The following is a 19,378-nucleotide window of genomic DNA, read 5'->3' on the forward strand; positions in this document are numbered from 1 at the left end:
GTGAATATTTAAGCTAAATATTGCTTTTATGCAAGACCAAGGCGAGAGAGCCACTCTTCGGCCTCCTCATCGCTCATGTTCTCTATCTTCTCAAAGAGCAGCTGGTCAACCTCTGCTGCCAGCGCACGTAGCGAAGTACTTCTGAAGAGGACCTGGAGCGGCAAATTAACGCCGAATGCTTCGGAGATGCGAAGGAGAAGCTGGGCGCCCAGCAGCGAATTCCCTCCTGATCGGAAGAAATTCTCCTCAAGGTCGATGTGCTCTCTATGTAAGAGCGACGCCGCCAGCTCTGCAATCTTCGCCTCGACTGGATTGCTAAGGCTTGCTTCTGTTTGATTGTCATTGCGCAGAATATGGGCCTCCTCTGGCCTTGGCAGACGGGCACGGTCAATTTTTCCATGCTCGTTCTTTGGTAATCGCTCCAGTTTCACAAATGTATTTGGAATCATATAGTCAGGCAAGTGCTCTTTTAAGTACTGGTGCAGATTGGGCAGAGTAAGCTCTGCTTCTGGCCGAGGCACGACATAGGCGACCAGTTGGGCGGAAGAAGGATCGTGAGGGGAAGGCTGGAGGAGGAGGACGGCGGCCTCTTGCAGGGCGGGATGAGCCGAGAGGAAGGCCTCGATTTCGCCGAGTTCGATGCGGAAGCCGCGGAGCTTGACCTGATGGTCGAGGCGGCCCAGGAAGAGGAGGGAGCCATTGGGGAGCCAGCGGACGAGGTCGCCGGTGCGGTAGAGGCGAGCGTGAGGGTCAGAGGAGAAGGGGTCGGGCAGGAAGCGAGAGGCAGAGAGGGAGGGCTGGCGGAAGTAGCCGGGAGAGACGGAGGGGCCACCGATGAAGAGTTCGCCGGGGACGCCGATGGGGACGGGTTGGAGGGAGGGATCGAGGACGTAGAGGCGGCAGTGGGGGAGAGGGCGCCCGATGGGGGAGGAAGGGAAGGGGTCGGAAGGGGAGCAGAGATGGACGGAGGCCCAGACGGTTGCTTCGGAGGGGCCGTATTCGTTGAAGAGGGGGGTGTGAGGGAGGAGGGCGTAGTGCTCGCGGACAAGGGCCTGTGGGCAGGCTTCGCCGGCGACGATGCAGCAGCGCAGGGAGGCGAGCTGAGCGGGGGAGGAGTGAGTGAGGAGGAAGCGGTAGAGGGAAGGGACGGCGAGCAGGTGAGAGATGTGGGTCTGAGCGAGCAGAGAAGGGAGGAGGGAGAGATGGTCGGAGAGGGGGGAAGGAGGCAGCACGAGGGTAGCGCCGGAGGAGAGGGACCAGAAGATGCCGGCGACGGAGCTATCGAAGGAGCAGGGGGAGAGGAGGAGGAAGCGGGAAGGGGGGAGGTGGTGGTAGAAGAGGAGGCGGGAGAGGGTGGAGGCGAGCAGGTTAGCGTGAGAGATAGAAACGGCCTTGGGGGAGCCGGTGGAGCCGGAAGTGAAGATGAGGTAGGCGAGCTGGTCAGGGGAGCCGGACCAGGGGAGGTTGTCGGAAGGCAGGGCGGCGAGCTGCGCCTGAGTGCTGGGGGCGTCGAGGGAGAGGAGGGTGGTGCCGGTGGGGAGAGAGGGAAGAGAGGAGGCAAGGGACTGGCAGGTGAGCAGGAAGGAGGGCTGGACCTGGGAGAGGAGGGAGGTCAGGCGGGCTGGGGGAGTGGAGGGATCGAGGGGGAGATAGAAGGAGCCGGCCTTGAGGACGGCGAGGAGGGAGACGAAGAAGGAAGGGGAAGGAGGGAGCAGGAGGGCGACAGGGGAGGAGGAAGAGAGGCCGAGGGAGAGCAGGAGGCGAGCGAGCTGGTTGGCCTGGCAGTTGAGGGTCTGGTAGGAGAGGGAGGAGCCGGAGGCCGGTTCCAGCAAGGCGCAGGAGGAGGGGGAGCGGAGGGCCTGGGCTTCGAAGAGGAGATGGATGGCGGGAACGGGGGAGGGAGGTAGGGGCTGAGGAGAGGAGCAGAAGGAGGAGAGAAGGAGCAGGCGCTCCTGGTCGTCGAGGAGAGGGAGAGAGGCCAGAGAGCGGGCGGGATCGGAGACGAGGGAGGAGAGCAAGGTCTGCCAGTGGCGGGCGAGACGCGCAATGGTCTCCTCCTCGAACAAATCGCTGCTATATTCAAAGCGTCCGATCAATCTCCCATCAGGTCGGTCATCAACCTCCAGCGAAAGATCAAATTTGGATACCCCTGCACTCACATCCATCTGTGTAATTGTCCAGCCCGAAGGCAATACTGGCAGCTGCGGCTCAAGCGTCAGTGCCACCTGGAACAGTGGATTCCACGCAGCAGAACGCTCAACCTGGAGCTGCTCCACCAGGTAGCTGAAAGGGATATCCTGATGAGCAATTGCTCCTATTACTCTCTCTCTCACCTGGTGCAGCAGCGAGCGGAAGCTCAAGCTATCTGTCAACTTGCAAGAGAGCGGAAGCGTATTCAAAAAATAACCTGGCATGTTGGCGAACTCAGGACGCTGTTCGCGGCTTCCCAAGACAGCCCCGACTACGATCTCCTCCTGCCGGGTATAGCGGTACAGCAGAAGCTGGAGAGAGGCCATCAGGACCATATAAAGGGTTGCACCCTCCTCACGTGCCAAACTTTTGAGGGCCTCCGTTAGCTCTCTGCTCAACGCAAAAGGCACCATTCCACCACGAAAACTTTGAACTGGCGGTCTCGGGAAATCCGTAGGTAAATTCAGCAGCGCTGGTGCCTCAGCAAGTGTCTCTTGCCAATAAGCGAGCTGCCTATCAAGCAAATCCTGATTGACGGTGACCTGTTGCCACAGCGCATAGTCAGCGTACTGATAGGTTGGCTCGGGTAGGGGTGAGGGGAGACCGTTGCAAAACGCCTCGTAGTGTGTCCACAATTCTGGCAAAAAGACCTGATAAAGAGTAACTCCATCGAAAATAATATGATGTAAAGTCAAGTAGAGGCGATGAAGCTGATCATCGATCTGAACAAGTAAACCGCGCAGAAGGGGACCACTTGCCAGATCAAAAGGCAGGCGAGCCTGCTCGGCGGCCAGGCGTTGAGCCTCTTGCTCCCGCTCTTCTGGGGAGAGGTGGCGCAGATCCACGAAAGGCAAGGCCAGTGGCTCGAAAGGATGAATCTTCTGAAAAGGCTGGCCATTCTCTTCGGGAAAACTTGTGCGCCAGATCTCGTAGCGTCTAATAAACTCATTAAAGCTGCGCTCAAAAGCCTTGCGGTCCAATGTGCCTGGCAGGTGGACAGTTACGCACTCATTATAGGCTGGCTCCTTTGCCAGGCGGGACAGAAACCAAAGCTGCTGTTGTCCAAACGAGAGTGGTGCAGGCTGTCCTGACTCATGTCGGGGAAGAGGGGTTAGCAACCTCTGGGCCAATGGTGCGCCGGCCAACTTCTTCTGACGCAACTGCTCTAGCAGTAGTTGTCGTACATCCACCGCAGGGTGGTTCTCGCTCATCGTTCACCTCTCACCTTTCCCAAGATATCGGCAAACTCTTGAGGCCACGCAGGCCGAGATTCTCACGCCAGACGAGCGGGCCGGGCTTCAACTGCAAGCCGGGCAGGCGACGCACGATCAGCTCGATAGCGGTCTGGCCCTCGATACGTGCCAGAGCTGCCCCGAAGCAGAAATGACTGCCCCAGGCGAAGGCCACATGGCGGTTGTCCTGGCGTCGAATATCGAGGCGGTCAGGATCGGGGAAGCGCTCTGGATCGCGATTGGCTGCGCCCATAACCGCGATCACAGCATCGCGCTTCCGAATCTGCTTCCCACCCAGTTCCGTATCCTCGGGGGCCAGACGAGCCGTATGCTGGCTGGGACTCTCGTAGCGCAGCAACTCCTCTACTGCCGATGGGATCAGTGAGAGATCTGCGCGTAGCAAAGCAAGCTGATCCGGGTGGCGCAGCAAGCTCAGCACGCCATTCCCGATCAGATTAGTAGTTGTCTCCTGCCCTCCCACCATCGTAATAATCGTATTAGCGATAATCTCCTCCTCGCTCAGGCGGTCGCCGTCGATCTCGGCGGTCAAGAATGCCTGGATCAAGCCCTCGCGTGGATGGTGTTCCATTTCCCTGATGGCTGCGCGAAAATAGGCAGTCATCTCATTGAGGCTGCGGATCACCTGTGCCGCCCGGTCCGGGTTATGCTGGAAATTCCCGAGCACCTGTGCGAAGTCAGCTGACCAGGCTGTCAACTGCTGCCAATCGGCTGTAGGCACCCCCAGCATCTCGGCGGTCACAATGGCAGGTAAAGGATAAGCCAGATCTGCGATCACGTCCATCTCTCCCTGGGCCTGAACGCGATCGAGCAAGCTATTCGTGATCTCGCGGATATGCTCGCGCAGCACGGCCACGCGGCGAGGAGTAAAGGCCTTCGCGGCCAAACTGCGCACCCGCGTATGAGCTGGTGGGTCCAGAAACAGCATCTGCCTGACCATCACGCGGGCCAAAGGTGCCAGGGCCTGCATCCCCATAGCCTCCAGCTGCTCAGGGGTTGGCGTACGTTGGGCAGAGAAGCGCTGAAAGACCGTGATCACATCGGCGTAGCGTGTTACCACCCAGGCGTGCAAAAACGGGTCCCAGTGAACGGGGTCCTCGCGGCGCAGGCGGTGGTAGAGTGGATAAGGATTCGCCAGAACCTCTGGATCAAGTAGATGATACAGACTTAGTGGTGGTTCCTGCTGTTGTGGTGGCGTCACCGACTTCGGTTCCTGCATAATTGTCTCGGGCTCCTCTTGTCCAGAAACAAGACCGACTGTACCTTCTCCTTCCATTGGCAACTGTGCTGGCAGCGTTCTCCCCCGTATTCTGGCGGCCAGCGTAGCATGCCAAACCCTCTCCTCTCCTGGTCTTAGCTGTTCTGAAGCTGCTCTAGCAAGCTATGGGCCTCCTGCTCACTCATGGTCGCCAGGCGTTCAAGCAGTAGCTGCTCGATGCGAGCGGCGAGCTGGCGCACTGTTGGAGCGGTAAAGAGCGTGTGCAGTGAAATCTGCACTCCAAACAGCTCAGTCAAGCGCAAGATGAGCTGGGCCCCAAGCAGAGAATGGCCGCCGAGCATAAAGAAGTTAGCGTTAACATCGATAGCCGGGCGTCCCAGCAGCGAGCAGACTACCTCTGCCACCTGTTGCTCGATAGCGTTGGTTGGGGCCGCGGCCTCCTCTCTCACGGGAGACGGAGCTGGACCTGCCATCCCTGCCTCTTTCGTTTCTAACGCTGCTGACAGGATCTTGCCAGTCTCGGGTGGTGGTAGAGCCTCGCGGTCAATCTTGCCATGAGCAGTCAATGGCAGGGTTTCCAGACGCACGAAGATCGTCGGAAGCATGTAATCGGGCAACTGCTTGGCGAGCGCCGTGCGCAGCTGAGAGGCGGTGAGTTGCGTTTCGGGCGAAGTAACCACATAAGCGACGAGCTGCTTCTCGCCTGGCCGCTCCTCGTGGGCAACAACAACGCTGGCGGTAATGCCTGGCTGCTGGTTGAGCATGGTGGCTATCTCATCCAGCTCAATGCGGTAGCCCCGAATCTTGACCTGATTATCCAGGCGGCCCAAAAAAGCGATCTGGCCATCCGGCAAGAAGCGCGCCTGGTCGCCCGTGCGATACATGCGGCCCCCGGGCTGCTGAACAAACGGATCAGGAAGGAAACGCTCGGCGGTCAGCTCCGGACGACCTCGGTAACCGCGGGCTACTCCCTGGCCACCGATATACAGTTCGCCAGGAGCACCCCAGGGCACGGGGCGAAGCGCTTCATCGAGAATATAGATCGATGTATTATCGATAGGCCAGCCAATGGATGGCGGCTCTGCCAGTGGCTCGCTCACTGGTGGCACTGGTCCGGAGGTCGCTACAACCGTGGCCTCGGTTGGCCCGTAGTTATTGACCAGGGTAAAGGGCAGGCCGGGCTGTGGATAGCGATGGAGCGTATCGGCTCCTGTCAGCAAGAAGCGTAAAGCCGTTTCGCGAGGCCACGAGAGTTGAATCAGGTGCTCGGCCAGTGGGGTTGGCAAGAAAGCGATGGTGATGGCCTGTTCGACCAACCAATCGCGCAGCGCTGGTGCCGAGAAGCGCAGCTCATCGGCAGGCAGATAGACAGCTGCGCCACATGTCAGATAAGGCCAAAGCTCCCAGCCGGTTGCATCGAAAGCCGGACTGGTCACCTGGCTGGCCCGATCGGCAGCGCTCACCGAGAAGGCGCGCTGGTGCCAGAAGATCAGGTTCAGCAGGCTATCGTGTGTGACCTCCACCCCCTTGGGGCGCCCGGTTGAACCCGAGGTATAGATCACATAGGCCAGATCATCTGGCGTGGCCTGCTGCTCCTCGATCTCCCCCGTTGGCTGGACTGCCAGCCGGGCGGCATCTTGATCCAGGTAAACACGCTGCTGAGTAGGGAGCGCTGCTTCCCGCTCAAGCTGGCTGGCCAGGCGCGAAGTCGTAACCAATACGGGGGCCTGGGCATCCTCCAGCATAAAGCGAACGCGCTCATGCGGATAAGACGGATCGAGCGGCAAGTAGGCCCCACCGGCTTTAAGAATAGCCAGTAGCCCCACTACCATCTCTGGCGAGCGCTCCAGGTAGAGGCCGACGGGCACACCGGGGTAGACCCCCTGAGCTCGCAGGTAATGGGCCAATTGATTGGCGCGCCTGTTCAGTTCCTGGTAGCTCAATGTCGTCTGCGCTGTCACTACTGCTGGAGCCAGTGGGTGCTCATGTGCCTGTTGGGCAACAAGAGACGGGACACAGGCATTACGCGGATAATCTCGCCTGACCGCGATCCATAGGCTAAGTGGCTGTTCTACTTCGCTCGGCAGAAGATTACCGGGAATCTTCTCTATTGCATCTCTAGCTGTCATTGTTAGCCCTGAGAAATTGCTGCTGTACAGTTCTTCTTGCTTAAAGACCATATAAATAGTTTGCTCCTGCCACAAATTGAATCACATATTCCTTGCCTCTCCCGGGAGGAGGCTATGATTGAAACAGCCTGCTGATTGAGTGTAGACAGGCAGCACCCTTGAGGATACGTCCTTTTGAAACGTCGCTGAATCCGTTGTGGTTGTAGTTATTCTGGAATGCTACGTTTCTGCCTGGTATCCTCCCTGTCTACCAGCCTGCCTGTTCAGGTGGCGCGCGAGAGCGGACGCGCCTTCAGATGAGTTGGAAAGAAAGACGCCAGATAACAGTATACTGCTCTATTGGCTGGAAAGCTCCTCTTGGATGGCTCTTTTGGCAGAACATGATAACCGTCTTTACCGGCATTGATGACCGCTTTCTGGCGGACCTAATCTACCGTCAGGGGGGTTCCCTGTTCCGCTGTGGTCCAAATATGCTGGCAAGCAGCGATACCCTGACGGATGCCCTCCTGAATAGCGTGATTATTGGCTGGCGTTTGGGTTTGCGAGCTGTAGAGATTGGCGTCCCAGCCGTAGTAAGCGATGCCGGTGGCTCCATGCTGGCAGAAACTCTGGCTTTGCTGGACAATATCGGCGGTACTGGGCAGCGGCCAGCTCAGGCCGGCCCGAGTCGAAGGTCCGCCGAAGGCCTGCGCGATCCCAATCACCGGGGTCTGAGCGTAGTTCCAGCCGCGTTTCTGCAGGCTGGTGAACATAGCATTCAGGGTACTACGCATTGACCAGTCATAGCGGCTGGCGGAGGCATCTTCCCTGGCTTGCAAGACCGTGAAGATATAGAGGCCGATCAGGTCGCAGCCCTCGGCGGTGAAGTTAGCTGCGACCTCATCATGCCAGCCGGTATCGAAGCCTGTAGGTGGCGAAGCACCAAAGCCGCAGATGGCAGGGCGCTGAGGCGTATACTGCTGGATCAATTCGTGAAACTTGATTAACAGCTCACGAGCGCTGCCAGGGTCCCACAGCACCCAGTCATCAAGCACCCAATACCCCAGAATGAGCGGATTAGACTGAGTCTCTTCGAGGTGCCGTCTGACAAGCTGGAGCAAAGCCTCTTCGCTCGCAATCGGCACCGAATCCCGCCCGCAGTAAGGATGAGCGCCGGGTGGTGGCGGCTTGACCGTTTTGGTACGGTGGCACTCGTAATACTGCAGGTAGCTAGAGATATAGCCGTCGATGACCTGCATGTGTGCGGCCTGGAGCGCTCGCCCTAGCTCGCTCTCTGGTGAAGGTGGATCACCATACTCAAAAACCACTTGTATCCCCAATGCTGCGGCTTCTGCAACCTCGGCGGGGGTTCCAACGGTGAAGCCGCCGGTCAGATGCAGATCCTTGAAACGGCTATCCTGCCCGCTGGAACTGGCAAAGTGCGGGCTGCTCGTTGTCAGCTGCGAAACCAGCGGCGAGTGGGTGATCAACCACCAGGGATGCAGCAGCCAACCTATCCCTACCAGAATAGCCATAACCGACGCGCTGAGCAGCAAGAAGGCGCGCCTCTGCCAGTGATGCTCCTGCCTCATACGTTCGTCGCTCCCTGCTTGACTTCCTGGGCAACTACTGAGCTGGCTCAGCTACCGACCTTGCCTTGCTGCTCTTGGGCTTCCCTCTCTGGTGACTAGGCTGTCTCGGCCTCCTGTTGGCCGAAAAGCTTGGGAAGAAAGGTTTTGGCCAGCTCCAGGTTCCCCTCATAGCTGTGATAGAACCAGCTTTCCAGCTTCTGCCTGGGTGTTGCTCCCTCGGCTACCCACCAGATGGGATGCGTCAGGAGTTGAATCGCCTTCCCTTCCCGAAAAGCCGCTGACTGCAGAGGATGGCCATAGCGCCAGCGTCCGGTCGAATCGCTGATATAAGCAAGGTCGCCTCGCTGAGCTAAATGGTAGACCGCATAGATCGGCCTGGCCTCTTCTACTGGAATGCTGGCGAGTGTGCGCGGACTGTGGACACTCGCAATCTCTCGTTTGACATAGGGGTAGAAGTGTGCCAGGATCTCTATTTCGTGAACAACGTCGAGATGCTGACCATGATAGTCCTGTAAATCAATGTGAAGGGCAATATCATGCCCATAATTATGAATCTGCTCCAGAAGACGAGCACTTTCTGTACTGAGTACATTATAAAATGGGGAGGACAGCATCACAAAATACGTGGCCTGGAAGCCAGACTCATATTCCACGCGAGCAAGCTCTAACGCAGCTTTTAGACTAATATCGATATCGTGCCTCAGTAGCAATATACGCTCGCCTTGCTCTAGTCGCTCTTCAAGACCATCGAAGAGCGAGCAACGATAACCTCGACTCGCAAAGGCCGAGAGGAGTTGACGGTAACTCTGTAAAGTAAAATCTTCCAATGCTCTTCTACCTACTTCTAGTATTGAATAGATAGTTTTAATGATCTTTCGCTTTCACTGTTTGATGATCTGCCGGTAGAGTTGCAGCAAGTTTTCCTGTTCCTTCTCCCAACGCAGATCGGTGGAGGCCGCCTGTAGAGCGTTCTGCCGCATAGTGGCCAGCATGTGCGGCTTGGCAAGCATCCTGTTAATGGTGCTGGCGATGGCTTCAGGAGTGAGCTCGCTGACCACCTCACCCAGACCGTAGCGCTGCACGAGTTCCACGACTGCTGGCAGGGCTGAGGTCAGCACGGGTACGCCGGCCATAATGTACTCAAACAGCTTATTGGGTAGGAACATCTGCACGTTCAGCGAATAGTCGGGTGAGGCGACCAGCAGGCCCAGATCTGCCGAAGCTGTCCAACGCAGCAGCTCGGCGTAAGGGACGGCGGGCAAGAGCTTCACGCGGTCGCCGACCTGTTCTGTCGCAATCAGCTGCTCCAGCTCCTCGGCGGCGTTGCCCAGACCTTTTCCCAGCAGCACGATAACAATCTCGGGATCGAGGTAGCGGGCGGCCTTGACGAGAAGATCCAGCGAGCGATTGGCCTGGAGGCGTCCTTGATACAGAGCCAGGCGTATCTGAGGTGCCAGGCCGAGGGCCTCGTGTAGTCGCTTACTGCGCGTCACCTGCTGATAGGGAGGAATATTGCGCACCAGGGCCAGGTGTTTGATCCGATAGCGGCGCTGAAGCTCCTCAACAATCGGCGGAGAGACAGTAATCACGCCATCGCTGGCTGGAATCATACCTTTCATGAGCAGGGTCAGCAGATGGTGAAGCAGCCGTCGACCCCGACTCATTGAAGAAAGGGGGTGCTCCTCCAGGGGCATCTCGTGAGCCTCGAAGACCAGCCGTTTCCGGCGCAGGCGCGAGGCCAGGTAGCAAGCTGGCAGAGCGCTAACATCATGAGCGTGATAGACATCGGCGTCTGTGCTCAGCACCTGCCACGTACCGCGCACGAAGAGGGAGGCGGCCCTGAGCAAGGCATGGCGCTTGAAACGAGACGAGAAGAACTCGGGGGGCTGCCGTACGTGCTGCAGCGCAATGCCCTGGAGTTCCTCACGCGCAGGTTGCCCTTGCGACTCCAGATCGACCACGCTGACATGGCATCCGGCGGCGCTCAGAGCGGTTGCGGCCCGCATTACTCGTACATCGCTCTTGCCCTGGCCCAGCACATGCATACAGACCCGCAGAGGGGATAAGCTCCCGGGGGAGTCGCCCCGTGAAGTCTCGGTGGCCTGATTGGCATGCTGGCTGACTATCGACTCTCTCAACGTGATCCCTCCTGCTGTGGCGCTGCTGCGCTGGCTGGCCTTGCTGGCAGCAGCGCCTCATAGAGTTCGAACAGATGAAATTGCTCGCGGTTCCAGTTGAACTCGCGGTGAGCAATCTCCAGGGCGTGCTGCCTCATGCGCTCCAGTGCCTCCTGATCGTGGATGACCCGATTAATGGTGGCGGCGACGGTAGCCGGATCAAGTGATGGCTCGACTACTCCCAACTGGTGGGCTTGAATCAGCTCGGCAATCACATCGAGTTGGGAGCTGAGTACGGGAAGTCCTGCCATCAAGTACTCGAAGAACTTGTTAGGCAGGCAGTAGCGGATGCTCAGTGAGTAATCGGGAGGGAGCAAGGTCAGGCCGAGATCGGCTGAGGCGGTCCAGGTGAGGAGCTCCTCGTAGGGAACGGGAGGTAGCAATTTCACACGTTGCTCCACTCCAAGCTCAGAGATCAGCTTCTGCAGTTTCTGATGTGTTGGCTCGCGCGCCGCCCCAAGCATGACAATCACGACGTCTGGCTCTAAAAATGGAGCGGCTCGCACGAGCAGGTCGAGGCCGCGGTTTTCCTGAAGATTGCCCTGATAAAGGGCAATGCGGGTCTCACTGGATAAGCCCAATTTTTCGCGTAGCAGATTGGTGCGCGCAACCTGGCGGTAGGGTGGCACATTACGCAAGAGCGTGACACGCTGTCCGCCATACTCGCGCTCGATGAGGGAGACAATGGGGGGCGAGACTGCGATCACCCCCTGGCTGCGCCTCACGAGGTAGCCCAGTACCCGGCGCGCGATGGCGAGGAGGCGCGGCCAGCGCTGGACCGCCCGATCTGACAGTGGCAGCTCTGGCGAATCAAAGATCAGGGGCTTGCGCCGCAGTCTGGCGGCCACATAGGCGGCGAGTAGCGCATGCTCCACAAATGAATGATAGATGTCGGCCTCTTCTCGAAGGAGATGGAGGGCGCTCAGTATATTGATGCGAAGTAGCTTGACCAGGAACCAGGGCTTAAAACGCGCTGGGATAAACCAGGCGGGCATGACGATATGTTTTAGTCTGATCCCCTGGTGAATCTCCTCATGGGGGGAGGTGCGCGACCTGACAACGTCGACAATGGTCACTTGCAGACCAGCCTCCTTCAGAGCAGTGGCGGTGCGCCACAAACGCGCATCGCCGAGGGCCGGCGCAAACCTGAGCATGACAACGTGCTGCCCCTGAAAAAGCGGTGTGGGGCCAGCAGCCACATCTGTAGCTTCGGATAACGTGGTCATAGGCTTCTTTTCACACTCCTTCCGGGAAAGGAATGGCGCAGGCGGGCAAGCTGCCGCAGCGGCAGGCGTGCCAATAGCAGCAGGATGACGACATAGGTCAGCCAGATCAGCCCATAAAGGACGGCACTGCTCAGCGGATCAAGACCTTGGACCAAGAATGCGGCGATGAAATAGAGAGCAATCCCAATGGTCAAGGCGCTGAGAAAGAAGCCGATCTCGAAGGGCACAGGGTACATCTGGTTGTTCACCAGGTAGGCGAGGAACGAGAGGAACGCATAGGCCAGCAGTGTTGAGAAGGCTGCACCGAGGGCGCCGGTTAGCGGGATAAGTAGCACATTCAACACCACGTTAAAAATAGCTGCCTCTGCCGTAAGAACTACTGCATACCATGTTTTTCTCTTTATTGATATGCCCACATTGAAAACGTTGTAGATGCCGTAAAAGACCATAGACATGGCTACTAATGAGATCACGGGCGAGGCTCCGTGATAGCTGTCTGGGAAGAGGACTTCCAGCAAAAACTTCCCGGCCAGCGAGAGGCCAAAGGCGGCCAGCAGGAGGGCGACGCTGAACCAGCGGAAGATCAATCTGAAGATCTGCGGTGCATCGCGGCGACGTGCCACGGAGAACATGGTCGTAGGCCAGGCCAGATTGAAAGGTGAGATGACCAGTACCCCCAAGACGTTGCCCAGCGTATAGGCAATCGAGTAACTGGCGGTTTCGGCCAGTGAGCCAAAGCGACTCAGCAGATAACGATCCGAGAGCTGCAGCACCCAGACAGACACGAAGCTTGCCACCAGGGGCACGCCAAAGGACAACATATTGCCTGCCATTTCGCGGTCAAAAGTCAAGCCTGCCTCCCAGAGGATCACCGGTAGCATGCTGAAAACCACGATGGCATATCCGCTGGCCGTGCCCAACAAGGCCCCAGTCATGCCCAGATGCAGCGGCCCTATGAAGAGTAAGGTTGCAACAAGGCCCACGAGTAGGTTGGCGATCGAAAGGGTCGCATAGAGTGTGGGACGGTTCTCGGCTCGCAGCCAGGCCAGGCCCGGCACGCTCAGATTCTGCAGCAACACTACCAGGGCGGCGGCCTGCACTGGCGCTGTCAAGAGGGCCGACTGGAAGAGGAGCAGGGCGATGAAGGCTGCGCCTAGTGACATGGCCAGCGTTGCCACAATTGAGATCGCCAGGAGCAGCCCTACTAAGGTCGAAAGCACGCGCAGTCGCTCGCGGCGTGATTCGTAGTCGTAGCCGTAGGCGCGGAAGAAGGCGTTCCCCAGGCCGAGCTGTGTGATGCCAGCGATCAGCGAAATGGCTGCGAGCAGCACGGAGAGGGCGCCATATTCATCGCGCGAGAGTGTATGTGTCAGAACTGGGGCCAGCACAAGCGAGGTCAGAGGGCCTGCCAGAGAAGAGAGGGCATAGATCCCACTGCTCTTCACCAGAGTACGCAGCTGACCCACATAGCCATTGCTCTTCTCTTGCGCTGGTGCTGGGGTACTGGGTCCCGAGGTCGTCGGCGGGGCTGGCGCAGCTGGTGGGGCTGCCAGCGCCGGCTGTGCCGGCTGGACTGGGCGTGCTATCTGCACCGCTGGTGTTGGCTGATAGCCCGGCGCGTACTGTGGATACTGCGGCCCCGGGTAGGCTGGATAGGGCTGTTGTGTTGTTGGCTTCAATCCTCAACTTCCCCCTCTAGGCCGCTACGGGCCACCGATTCTGTAAGGAGCTGCTCCAATGCTGCCCAGCCAGAGGCCCGGAGCAGAGTCCTGCGGAAAGTCTCGGGACTATGCTGCGTGGCGATATAGGCTCTGGCTGCCCGACCCATCTGGCGGCAGAGGGCAGGATTGTCAAGCAGGCGCACGAGGGCATTCGCCGTCTCCTCGGTATCTGCCGGTCTCACTGCAATGCCGCGTCCCTCAGCGAGTAGCAAAGCATTTGAGGGGGGGCGGGTTGAAGCAATCACAGCGCAGCCGGCAGCCATTGCCTCCAGCACGGCCATTGAGAAGCAGGCTCCGCGGGTACTGGTGTAGAGAAAAATATCGCTGATCGACAGGAGACGAGCAATCTCTGGCGCAGCCAGCTCGCCCCAGAGAGCGCAATGGTCATGGAGCTGGAGCCGATCGATCGTTCGCTCTAGCTCCTGGCGCAGAGGCCCATCTCCGGCGATGATCAGGCGCACTCTGGCTCGAGCTGTAGGCTTTAACCGCTCCAGGGCGCGAGCCAGACTTGCCAGCGCAAGATCGAGGCCTTTCTCCGGGGTGAGGCGGCAGGCGACCGCTACCACCATATCGTCCTGTCTTAGCCCATATTCCTGGCGGCGGTCCACGCGCTCTTCCTCAGAGAGCATTGGGTAGCGCTCGATGTTGACCATGCTGGCGAAGCGTACCACGCGGCTGGCGGGGATGCCAAAGCGTGCGGCCATCGTCTCCACGCCGTCGCCTGGGACGCCTGGTACCAGGTACTGGTCAACGAACCGGGCTGCTAAGCGGAGCATCAGGCGATAGGAGGGCCAGTAGCACCACTCCTGCAAGCGTCCGATGAGGCGGCGCAGGCGGCTGCGGTGGGCGAGCAGGCGCCGACGCTCGGCCAGGTGCAGCGGATGAATGTCCTCCTGGAGCAGGGTCAAATGGCCGTGATCAATGCAAACGACGCGTGCGCCGGCCAGGTGACCCAGAGGAGCAGAAAGCAGGGCAGAGAAGACGGCATCCTGGGGCAGTACAAGGTCGAAAGCGGTCCCCTGACGCAGCAAGGCGAAGAGCCTGGCGGCGCCAGTCAAAACATAGAACCAGACAAATGGAAAGTGAGAGGCGCCCATCCAGGAGCGGCCAAAACGGTGGATGATGTACCTGTCGGTCTCCTGGTCAGTAATGGCTCGGGTGAGGTATTCCATGCGCCAGTGGCCCTGAGTCGCTTCTTCGATACCTTCCAGGACGGTAAGAACTCCGCCAATGGCTGGGAAGGCCGGAAGAGGGACGCAGACACGCAATCGACTGGGGGAGGCCACTGGACGTGGAAAGAGGTGCGGTTGCCAGAAGCGCCAAAGACGCGCACTCAAGGAGTGTCGGGCGTGCCACCAGCGAGAGCGCAGACGGTTCAGCCAGCTCCTTGAATAGCGCTGCCAGTGCTGGCGGGCGCGAGCGCAAACCTCGCTCTTTGTCGAGGCTGCCAGAGCATCCAGCAAAGCGATCTGGAGAGCTAACTCCTGGGGCGTAGCCAGGCAGCGCGTAGCCAGGTCGCGATAGGGCCAGAAGCGCCCAGCAAACTCTTGCAGACTCCGTTCAAAGGTAGCCAGTGCTTGCCGGAAAAGCTCTCGACATCCCTCCTCGCAGGCGGGCCAATAGGCTATCAGTTCATGGAGGCTGAGCAAAGCCAATGCCATGCCAGTGAAGCTATGGGTGGCTGGATACATGGCCAGCTCTTCAAAGAAGATCCCGTCAGCATAGAGGGGGGAGCCGATGCCCCCATCCAGAATATCGCAATGGAAAGTCTTCAGGCAGCGCTCCAGGGCCAGCGTATAGAGCTGATCGCCGGTCATGCTCAGAGCGCGCAGCAAGACGGCCAGGGCGCAGCTCTGCACGAGAGCGGAGAGGCAAAGTACGGGACTCCCACCTGACCGGAGCAAGACCAGCGGCCAGCCGCCTGCTTCCTTGCCGAGAGGCTGCTCCAGAGCGAGCAAGCGCCTCGCATCTTCTAGGAAGAGATCCTTTTCCTGGTGATCGCCGCTTGCTAGAGAGCGGTTCCAATGGATCAGAGCACGGCAGGCCGTTTGCAGGGCAGTCGTGCTGGTAACCAGCGGATTACTCTGGCTTAGACAAAGCTCTAGAACCGCCGCAGGATAGGGGCCGGGCTGCTGAGGCCAGCCGCCTTCCTGATGCTCACTACCGCTACGCACTTTTTCATATTCATAAGAGATAGACATTGATCTTCTCCAGTGTCAGATAGAAGAGATCTGGTATATCATCACTCGTGCAGAGATACAGGTGCATCCCTCGTAGCAGAATGAGAGGCCAGGCTGGCCAGCAGCAGAGGAGAAGAGAGCAGGCCGAGCATCAGCCAACCGAAGCAGGCCAGCGGTGGCAGGGTCCAGCCATTGATACTGATGCTATTGATGCACAGCGCTCCAACAGCCGCCAGGCCACCAGCGAGCAAGGCACGTTGGCGCTGATCACACAATCGCCAGGTGCACCAGGCTTTCCACAGGTAGCAAATCAGGAGAGAGAGAAAGGCTGCTAATACAGGTAGGCCGCCCATTGCTCCAAATTCCAGATAGGAATCGTGAGGATGAGCCAGGGGAACATACTGGAGTGGCGAGCGATAGGGGGCCGAGTCCTGCATATAGATACTCAAGCCGAAGCCCACGCCCGTAAGCGGATAAGCCATGATCACGTTCAAAGCTGTTTCCCAGGCGCCCAAGCGCAGCGATAGCTCTCCCTGGCCTGTCAGGTGGGCGAAGAGGAGCTGGAGTTGATCAGAGAAGAAGAGAATCAGAATCAGTGAGACGAGGAAGATGCTCAAAAGGATTTGCAGGCGCAAACCCCAGCTATCCACAAAGAGCAAGAAGAAGACCAGGCCGCAGCAGGCGGCCACCCAGGCGCCGCCGCTGAACGTGAACAGCAGTGCTGGGCCGATCACCAGCGCTTCACCAAGGTAGAGCAGGCGGGCCAGCCAGGAACGACTATGCGCATAGAGACCCAATGGAATGAAGAGGACGAAGGCGAAGAATGTGCCATTCCAGTTCGGATCTATAAAAAATCCCCCTACGCGCTGGACGCCGGTATCACCGAGAGTAAAATTCGAAACGCTCTTCAAGAAAGGGTCGTGGAGGGAGGTGCCCAGGAGAAATTTCCCTGTCAGGGCGATGACGATCGTATGAACGGCGATCAGAGCGCCGACGGCTGCCAAGAATTCCAGGATCAGCCAGAGGCTTTTCAGATTGCGTGCCGTATTTAGGCCCAGCCAGAAGAAGAGGAAGGAGCCGACAATAATATTTGGATAGTAGAAGAGGGCGTCATCCAGATTGATGGCTCCGCGCAAGGCAGGAAAGAACGTCAAGCCCAGAAAGAGAAGCCAGAGCCAGAGCGGGCGAGGCTCAACCCAGGGGCGCTGCTGGGAGCGACCGAGGAAAAAGACCAACAGAAGGGTGAGCGCGAGCAGCTGAGCCGTCGCGATGAGGGACATATAGAAATCAAGGTAGAGGTGAACCAGGGCGACGGTCACCGCCAGGATCTCGTCGCAGCGCAAGTAAAGCAGCAGAGCCAAAAACAGCAGCCCGGTGATCAAAGCGGTTGCCATCGAAGCGGCCTGACGGGTCACGCTGGTTGAGGGAATCACAGTGCCAACCAGTAAAGGAGCAAAAACCTCCACCATGCCCACCAGGATCAAGGCTCCGACAAGGAGGGCAATAAAGCCTGTGGAGGGAGTGAGCATCTCCCTCCTCCCTCCGCGCTCGCTTGACGCAGATCGCTGTGTTGTCTTCTGAACGATGCTCATAGCCCGTCTTATCGCTCTCCGCGCTGTCTATGTGGTTCTATCGAAGGCATCTCCAGCGTTTTCAAGTCGGTGATATCGGAACCGCGCTGTCCTCGAGGGGGAGCGGGGCTTTCAGCTACCTCCCCTGCAGTAGGAGCGTTGGGGCTAGGGAGACGCTCACGTGTCAGGCGAGGGCGGGCTGGCACCGGCGAGCTTTTCCCATCTCCCCCAGATCCGACTCCTGCCGTAGAAGTCATGACCCGTTGGACCTGAGCAGGAGTGGCCGGCTCCGTCGGCGGCTGCCCCGGGCCTGAACGCTGCTGGCTAGCCGTTGCAGCCAGCCCTCTCGGCTGTGGAGTGGGCGAAGGCTGGCTTACTCCCCGTGGCGATGCTGGCGAGAGTTCTCTCTCGGCCAGAGCGACCTGTGGGTGATCCTGACTCCATCGGCTGCTGGCAAGGGCTGTTCCTGCCTGCTCGCTCTGCTCGTCGCCGGCTGCCTGATAATAGTAGGGGGTGATGCTGCCGCGCTGCTGTTGCTGCTTATTGGCGACGCAGCCGATGATGCGTACGCCTGTCTGGCGCAGGAGGGCACGCGCCTGGCGGATATGCTCCTTCCGAGCGCGGGTGATATCGGCTACCAGCAGAGCACTGTCGACCCGCGAAGCCAGGATACTGGCATCGGCCAGACCCAACAGCGGCGGCGCATCGAAGATCACAATATCGAAATAGTAATCTGCCAGGTTCGACAGCAGGTTACGCATGGCCTGCGAATCCAGTAGCTCGGGAGGATTGGGTGGCAGATGCCCGGCTGGCATCAGCCAGAGATTGGCGGTCGTGGTCTCATAGAGGAAGCTATCGAGAATGCCTCCTTGCTCAGTCGGGCGCTTGCGTGAAGCCGAGACACTTGGCAGAGGAGTCGTGGATGATTGGCTCATAGCCATAATAGCGCTGCTCAGCCCGGCTTCGGCGGCGGAGACCCCAAAGAGGCGGTGCAGCGTTGGACGGCGCATATCGGCATCCACAAGCAGGGTACGTTTTCCGGCTTTAGCCATAAAGATCGCCAGATTCGCGGCCACCGTGCTCTTCCCCTCTCCCGGCACAGAGCTGGTGATTAAGAGATAATTGACAGGTGTATCAATAGAGCAGAAGCCGATATTTGTGCGAAGGATGCGGTAAGACTCGATGAGGCCAGCGTGCTCCTTGGGGTTAAAGATCTCCTTCTCCTCCGAGGAGCGCACTCGCCAGACGGTCGCGAGGACAGGATAGCCAAAGAGCTGGGCCAGCAGCTCGCCGGTGCGCACGCGCGTATCAAGCTGCTCCAGGAGCAGAGCCAGCAGCACACCGATGAGAAGGCCGGTGACCAGCCCTGCCCCAACATTGAGCAGGACGCGGGGCTGAGCTGGACTCGTCGGGGGAGTGGCCTGTTGGACAACCCGCAAAATATTCCCGTTTTCCGCCTCTGTCAGCTCCAGCTGGACAAGGGCATCTTGAACCTGAGAATAGCGGTCCTGCAGGGCCTTAAGGCGAGACTGCAAGACGCTGATCTGCTGCGCATCGTTCGTGGTGCTCTCAATCTTACTGATTTGATTGCTGACACTATTGATTTGCTGTTCTGTAGAAGTAAGCTCTTGCTGTAGCTGTTGCTGGGAACGTTGATTATCCTGTTGAAGAGCAGCATCTTGCTGCTTGATAAATGTCTGAGCGATATCATTAGCCAGAGCTGCGGCCCGTGTCGGGCTTTCATCCAGGACGGAGACCTTGAACAACTGAGTATTTGTCTCTGTAGTAGCAGAGACACGAGAAGCCAGAGTGGAGGCACTCAGACCTGGATAATGCGAAGCCACTTCTGTCAAGACTGGCTGGCTCGTGATCAGCATTGCCTCGGTATCGACGAGCTGGTCACTGGCCAGGAGATTATTATAATCAGCTAAATTGTTGCCTGTGCGGACGGTGACCTGCATAAGGACCGACGCCTGGTAGAGGGGGGTCATCAGCTTGCTGGCGATCAGGGCCCCAGCGCCGACCGCCAGGCAGCAGATGGCAACCAGCCACCAGCGCTTGGCCAGCACGGCTGCGTACTGAGCAATCGTCATTCTAAGTGTTCCTCTCTTGCAAATACCTTTGCCCTGTCTTTGCTCTCGTTG

Annotated in this window: 11 protein-coding genes; all 11 read right to left on the reverse strand. The window is 58.7% G+C overall.

Annotated elements, in window-relative coordinates; genetic code table 11:
* Window positions 1-26: 26 nt before the first annotated feature.
* Complete coding sequence (locus N688_RS23750) at window positions 27-3,401, reverse strand: non-ribosomal peptide synthetase (RefSeq protein WP_052888710.1); 3,375 nt, start codon at window positions 3,399-3,401, stop codon at window positions 27-29.
* A gap of 10 nt (window positions 3,402-3,411) precedes the next feature.
* Window positions 3,412-4,659: a cytochrome P450 gene (locus N688_RS07550; protein WP_052888711.1), complete on the reverse strand. Its 1,248-nt coding sequence runs from the start codon at window positions 4,657-4,659 to the stop codon at window positions 3,412-3,414.
* A 134-nt stretch (window positions 4,660-4,793) separates the two neighbouring features.
* On the reverse strand, window positions 4,794-6,839 hold the full coding sequence (locus N688_RS07555; RefSeq protein ID WP_052888712.1) for a non-ribosomal peptide synthetase: 2,046 nt from the start codon (window positions 6,837-6,839) through the stop codon (window positions 4,794-4,796).
* 374 nt (window positions 6,840-7,213) lie between these two features.
* Window positions 7,214-8,359, reverse strand: coding sequence for a hypothetical protein (locus N688_RS07560; RefSeq protein WP_052888713.1), 1,146 nt, complete (start codon window positions 8,357-8,359; stop codon window positions 7,214-7,216).
* Between the two features lie 95 nt (window positions 8,360-8,454).
* The gene (locus N688_RS07565; protein WP_052888714.1) at window positions 8,455-9,186 is read right to left on the reverse strand and encodes a polysaccharide deacetylase family protein; all 732 of its coding nucleotides are present in this window, start codon (window positions 9,184-9,186) and stop codon (window positions 8,455-8,457) included.
* 54 nt (window positions 9,187-9,240) lie between these two features.
* The gene (locus tag N688_RS07570; RefSeq protein ID WP_156025338.1) at window positions 9,241-10,497 is read right to left on the reverse strand and encodes a glycosyltransferase; all 1,257 of its coding nucleotides are present in this window, start codon (window positions 10,495-10,497) and stop codon (window positions 9,241-9,243) included.
* The gene (locus N688_RS07575; RefSeq protein WP_052888716.1) at window positions 10,494-11,762 is read right to left on the reverse strand and encodes a glycosyltransferase; all 1,269 of its coding nucleotides are present in this window, start codon (window positions 11,760-11,762) and stop codon (window positions 10,494-10,496) included. The genes N688_RS07570 and N688_RS07575 overlap by 4 nt, the downstream gene beginning before the upstream one ends.
* Entirely contained in the window at window positions 11,759-13,441 is a 1,683-nt protein-coding gene (locus N688_RS07580; RefSeq protein WP_052888717.1) for a lipopolysaccharide biosynthesis protein, read from the reverse strand. The genes N688_RS07575 and N688_RS07580 overlap by 4 nt, the downstream gene beginning before the upstream one ends.
* Window positions 13,438-15,684, reverse strand: a complete 2,247-nt coding sequence (locus N688_RS07585; RefSeq protein WP_052888718.1) for a glycosyltransferase family 4 protein — start codon at window positions 15,682-15,684, stop codon at window positions 13,438-13,440. The genes N688_RS07580 and N688_RS07585 overlap by 4 nt, the downstream gene beginning before the upstream one ends.
* A 41-nt stretch (window positions 15,685-15,725) precedes the next feature.
* Entirely contained in the window at window positions 15,726-17,192 is a 1,467-nt protein-coding gene (locus N688_RS07590) for an O-antigen ligase family protein (protein ID WP_052888719.1), read from the reverse strand.
* A gap of 71 nt (window positions 17,193-17,263) precedes the next feature.
* Complete coding sequence (locus N688_RS07595) at window positions 17,264-19,327, reverse strand: tyrosine-protein kinase domain-containing protein (RefSeq protein ID WP_052888720.1); 2,064 nt, start codon at window positions 19,325-19,327, stop codon at window positions 17,264-17,266.
* Window positions 19,328-19,378: the final 51 nt, after the last annotated feature.

It is taken from the genome of Thermogemmatispora carboxidivorans (assembly GCF_000702505.1).
Lineage (GTDB): Bacteria > Chloroflexota > Ktedonobacteria > Ktedonobacterales > Ktedonobacteraceae > Thermogemmatispora > Thermogemmatispora carboxidivorans.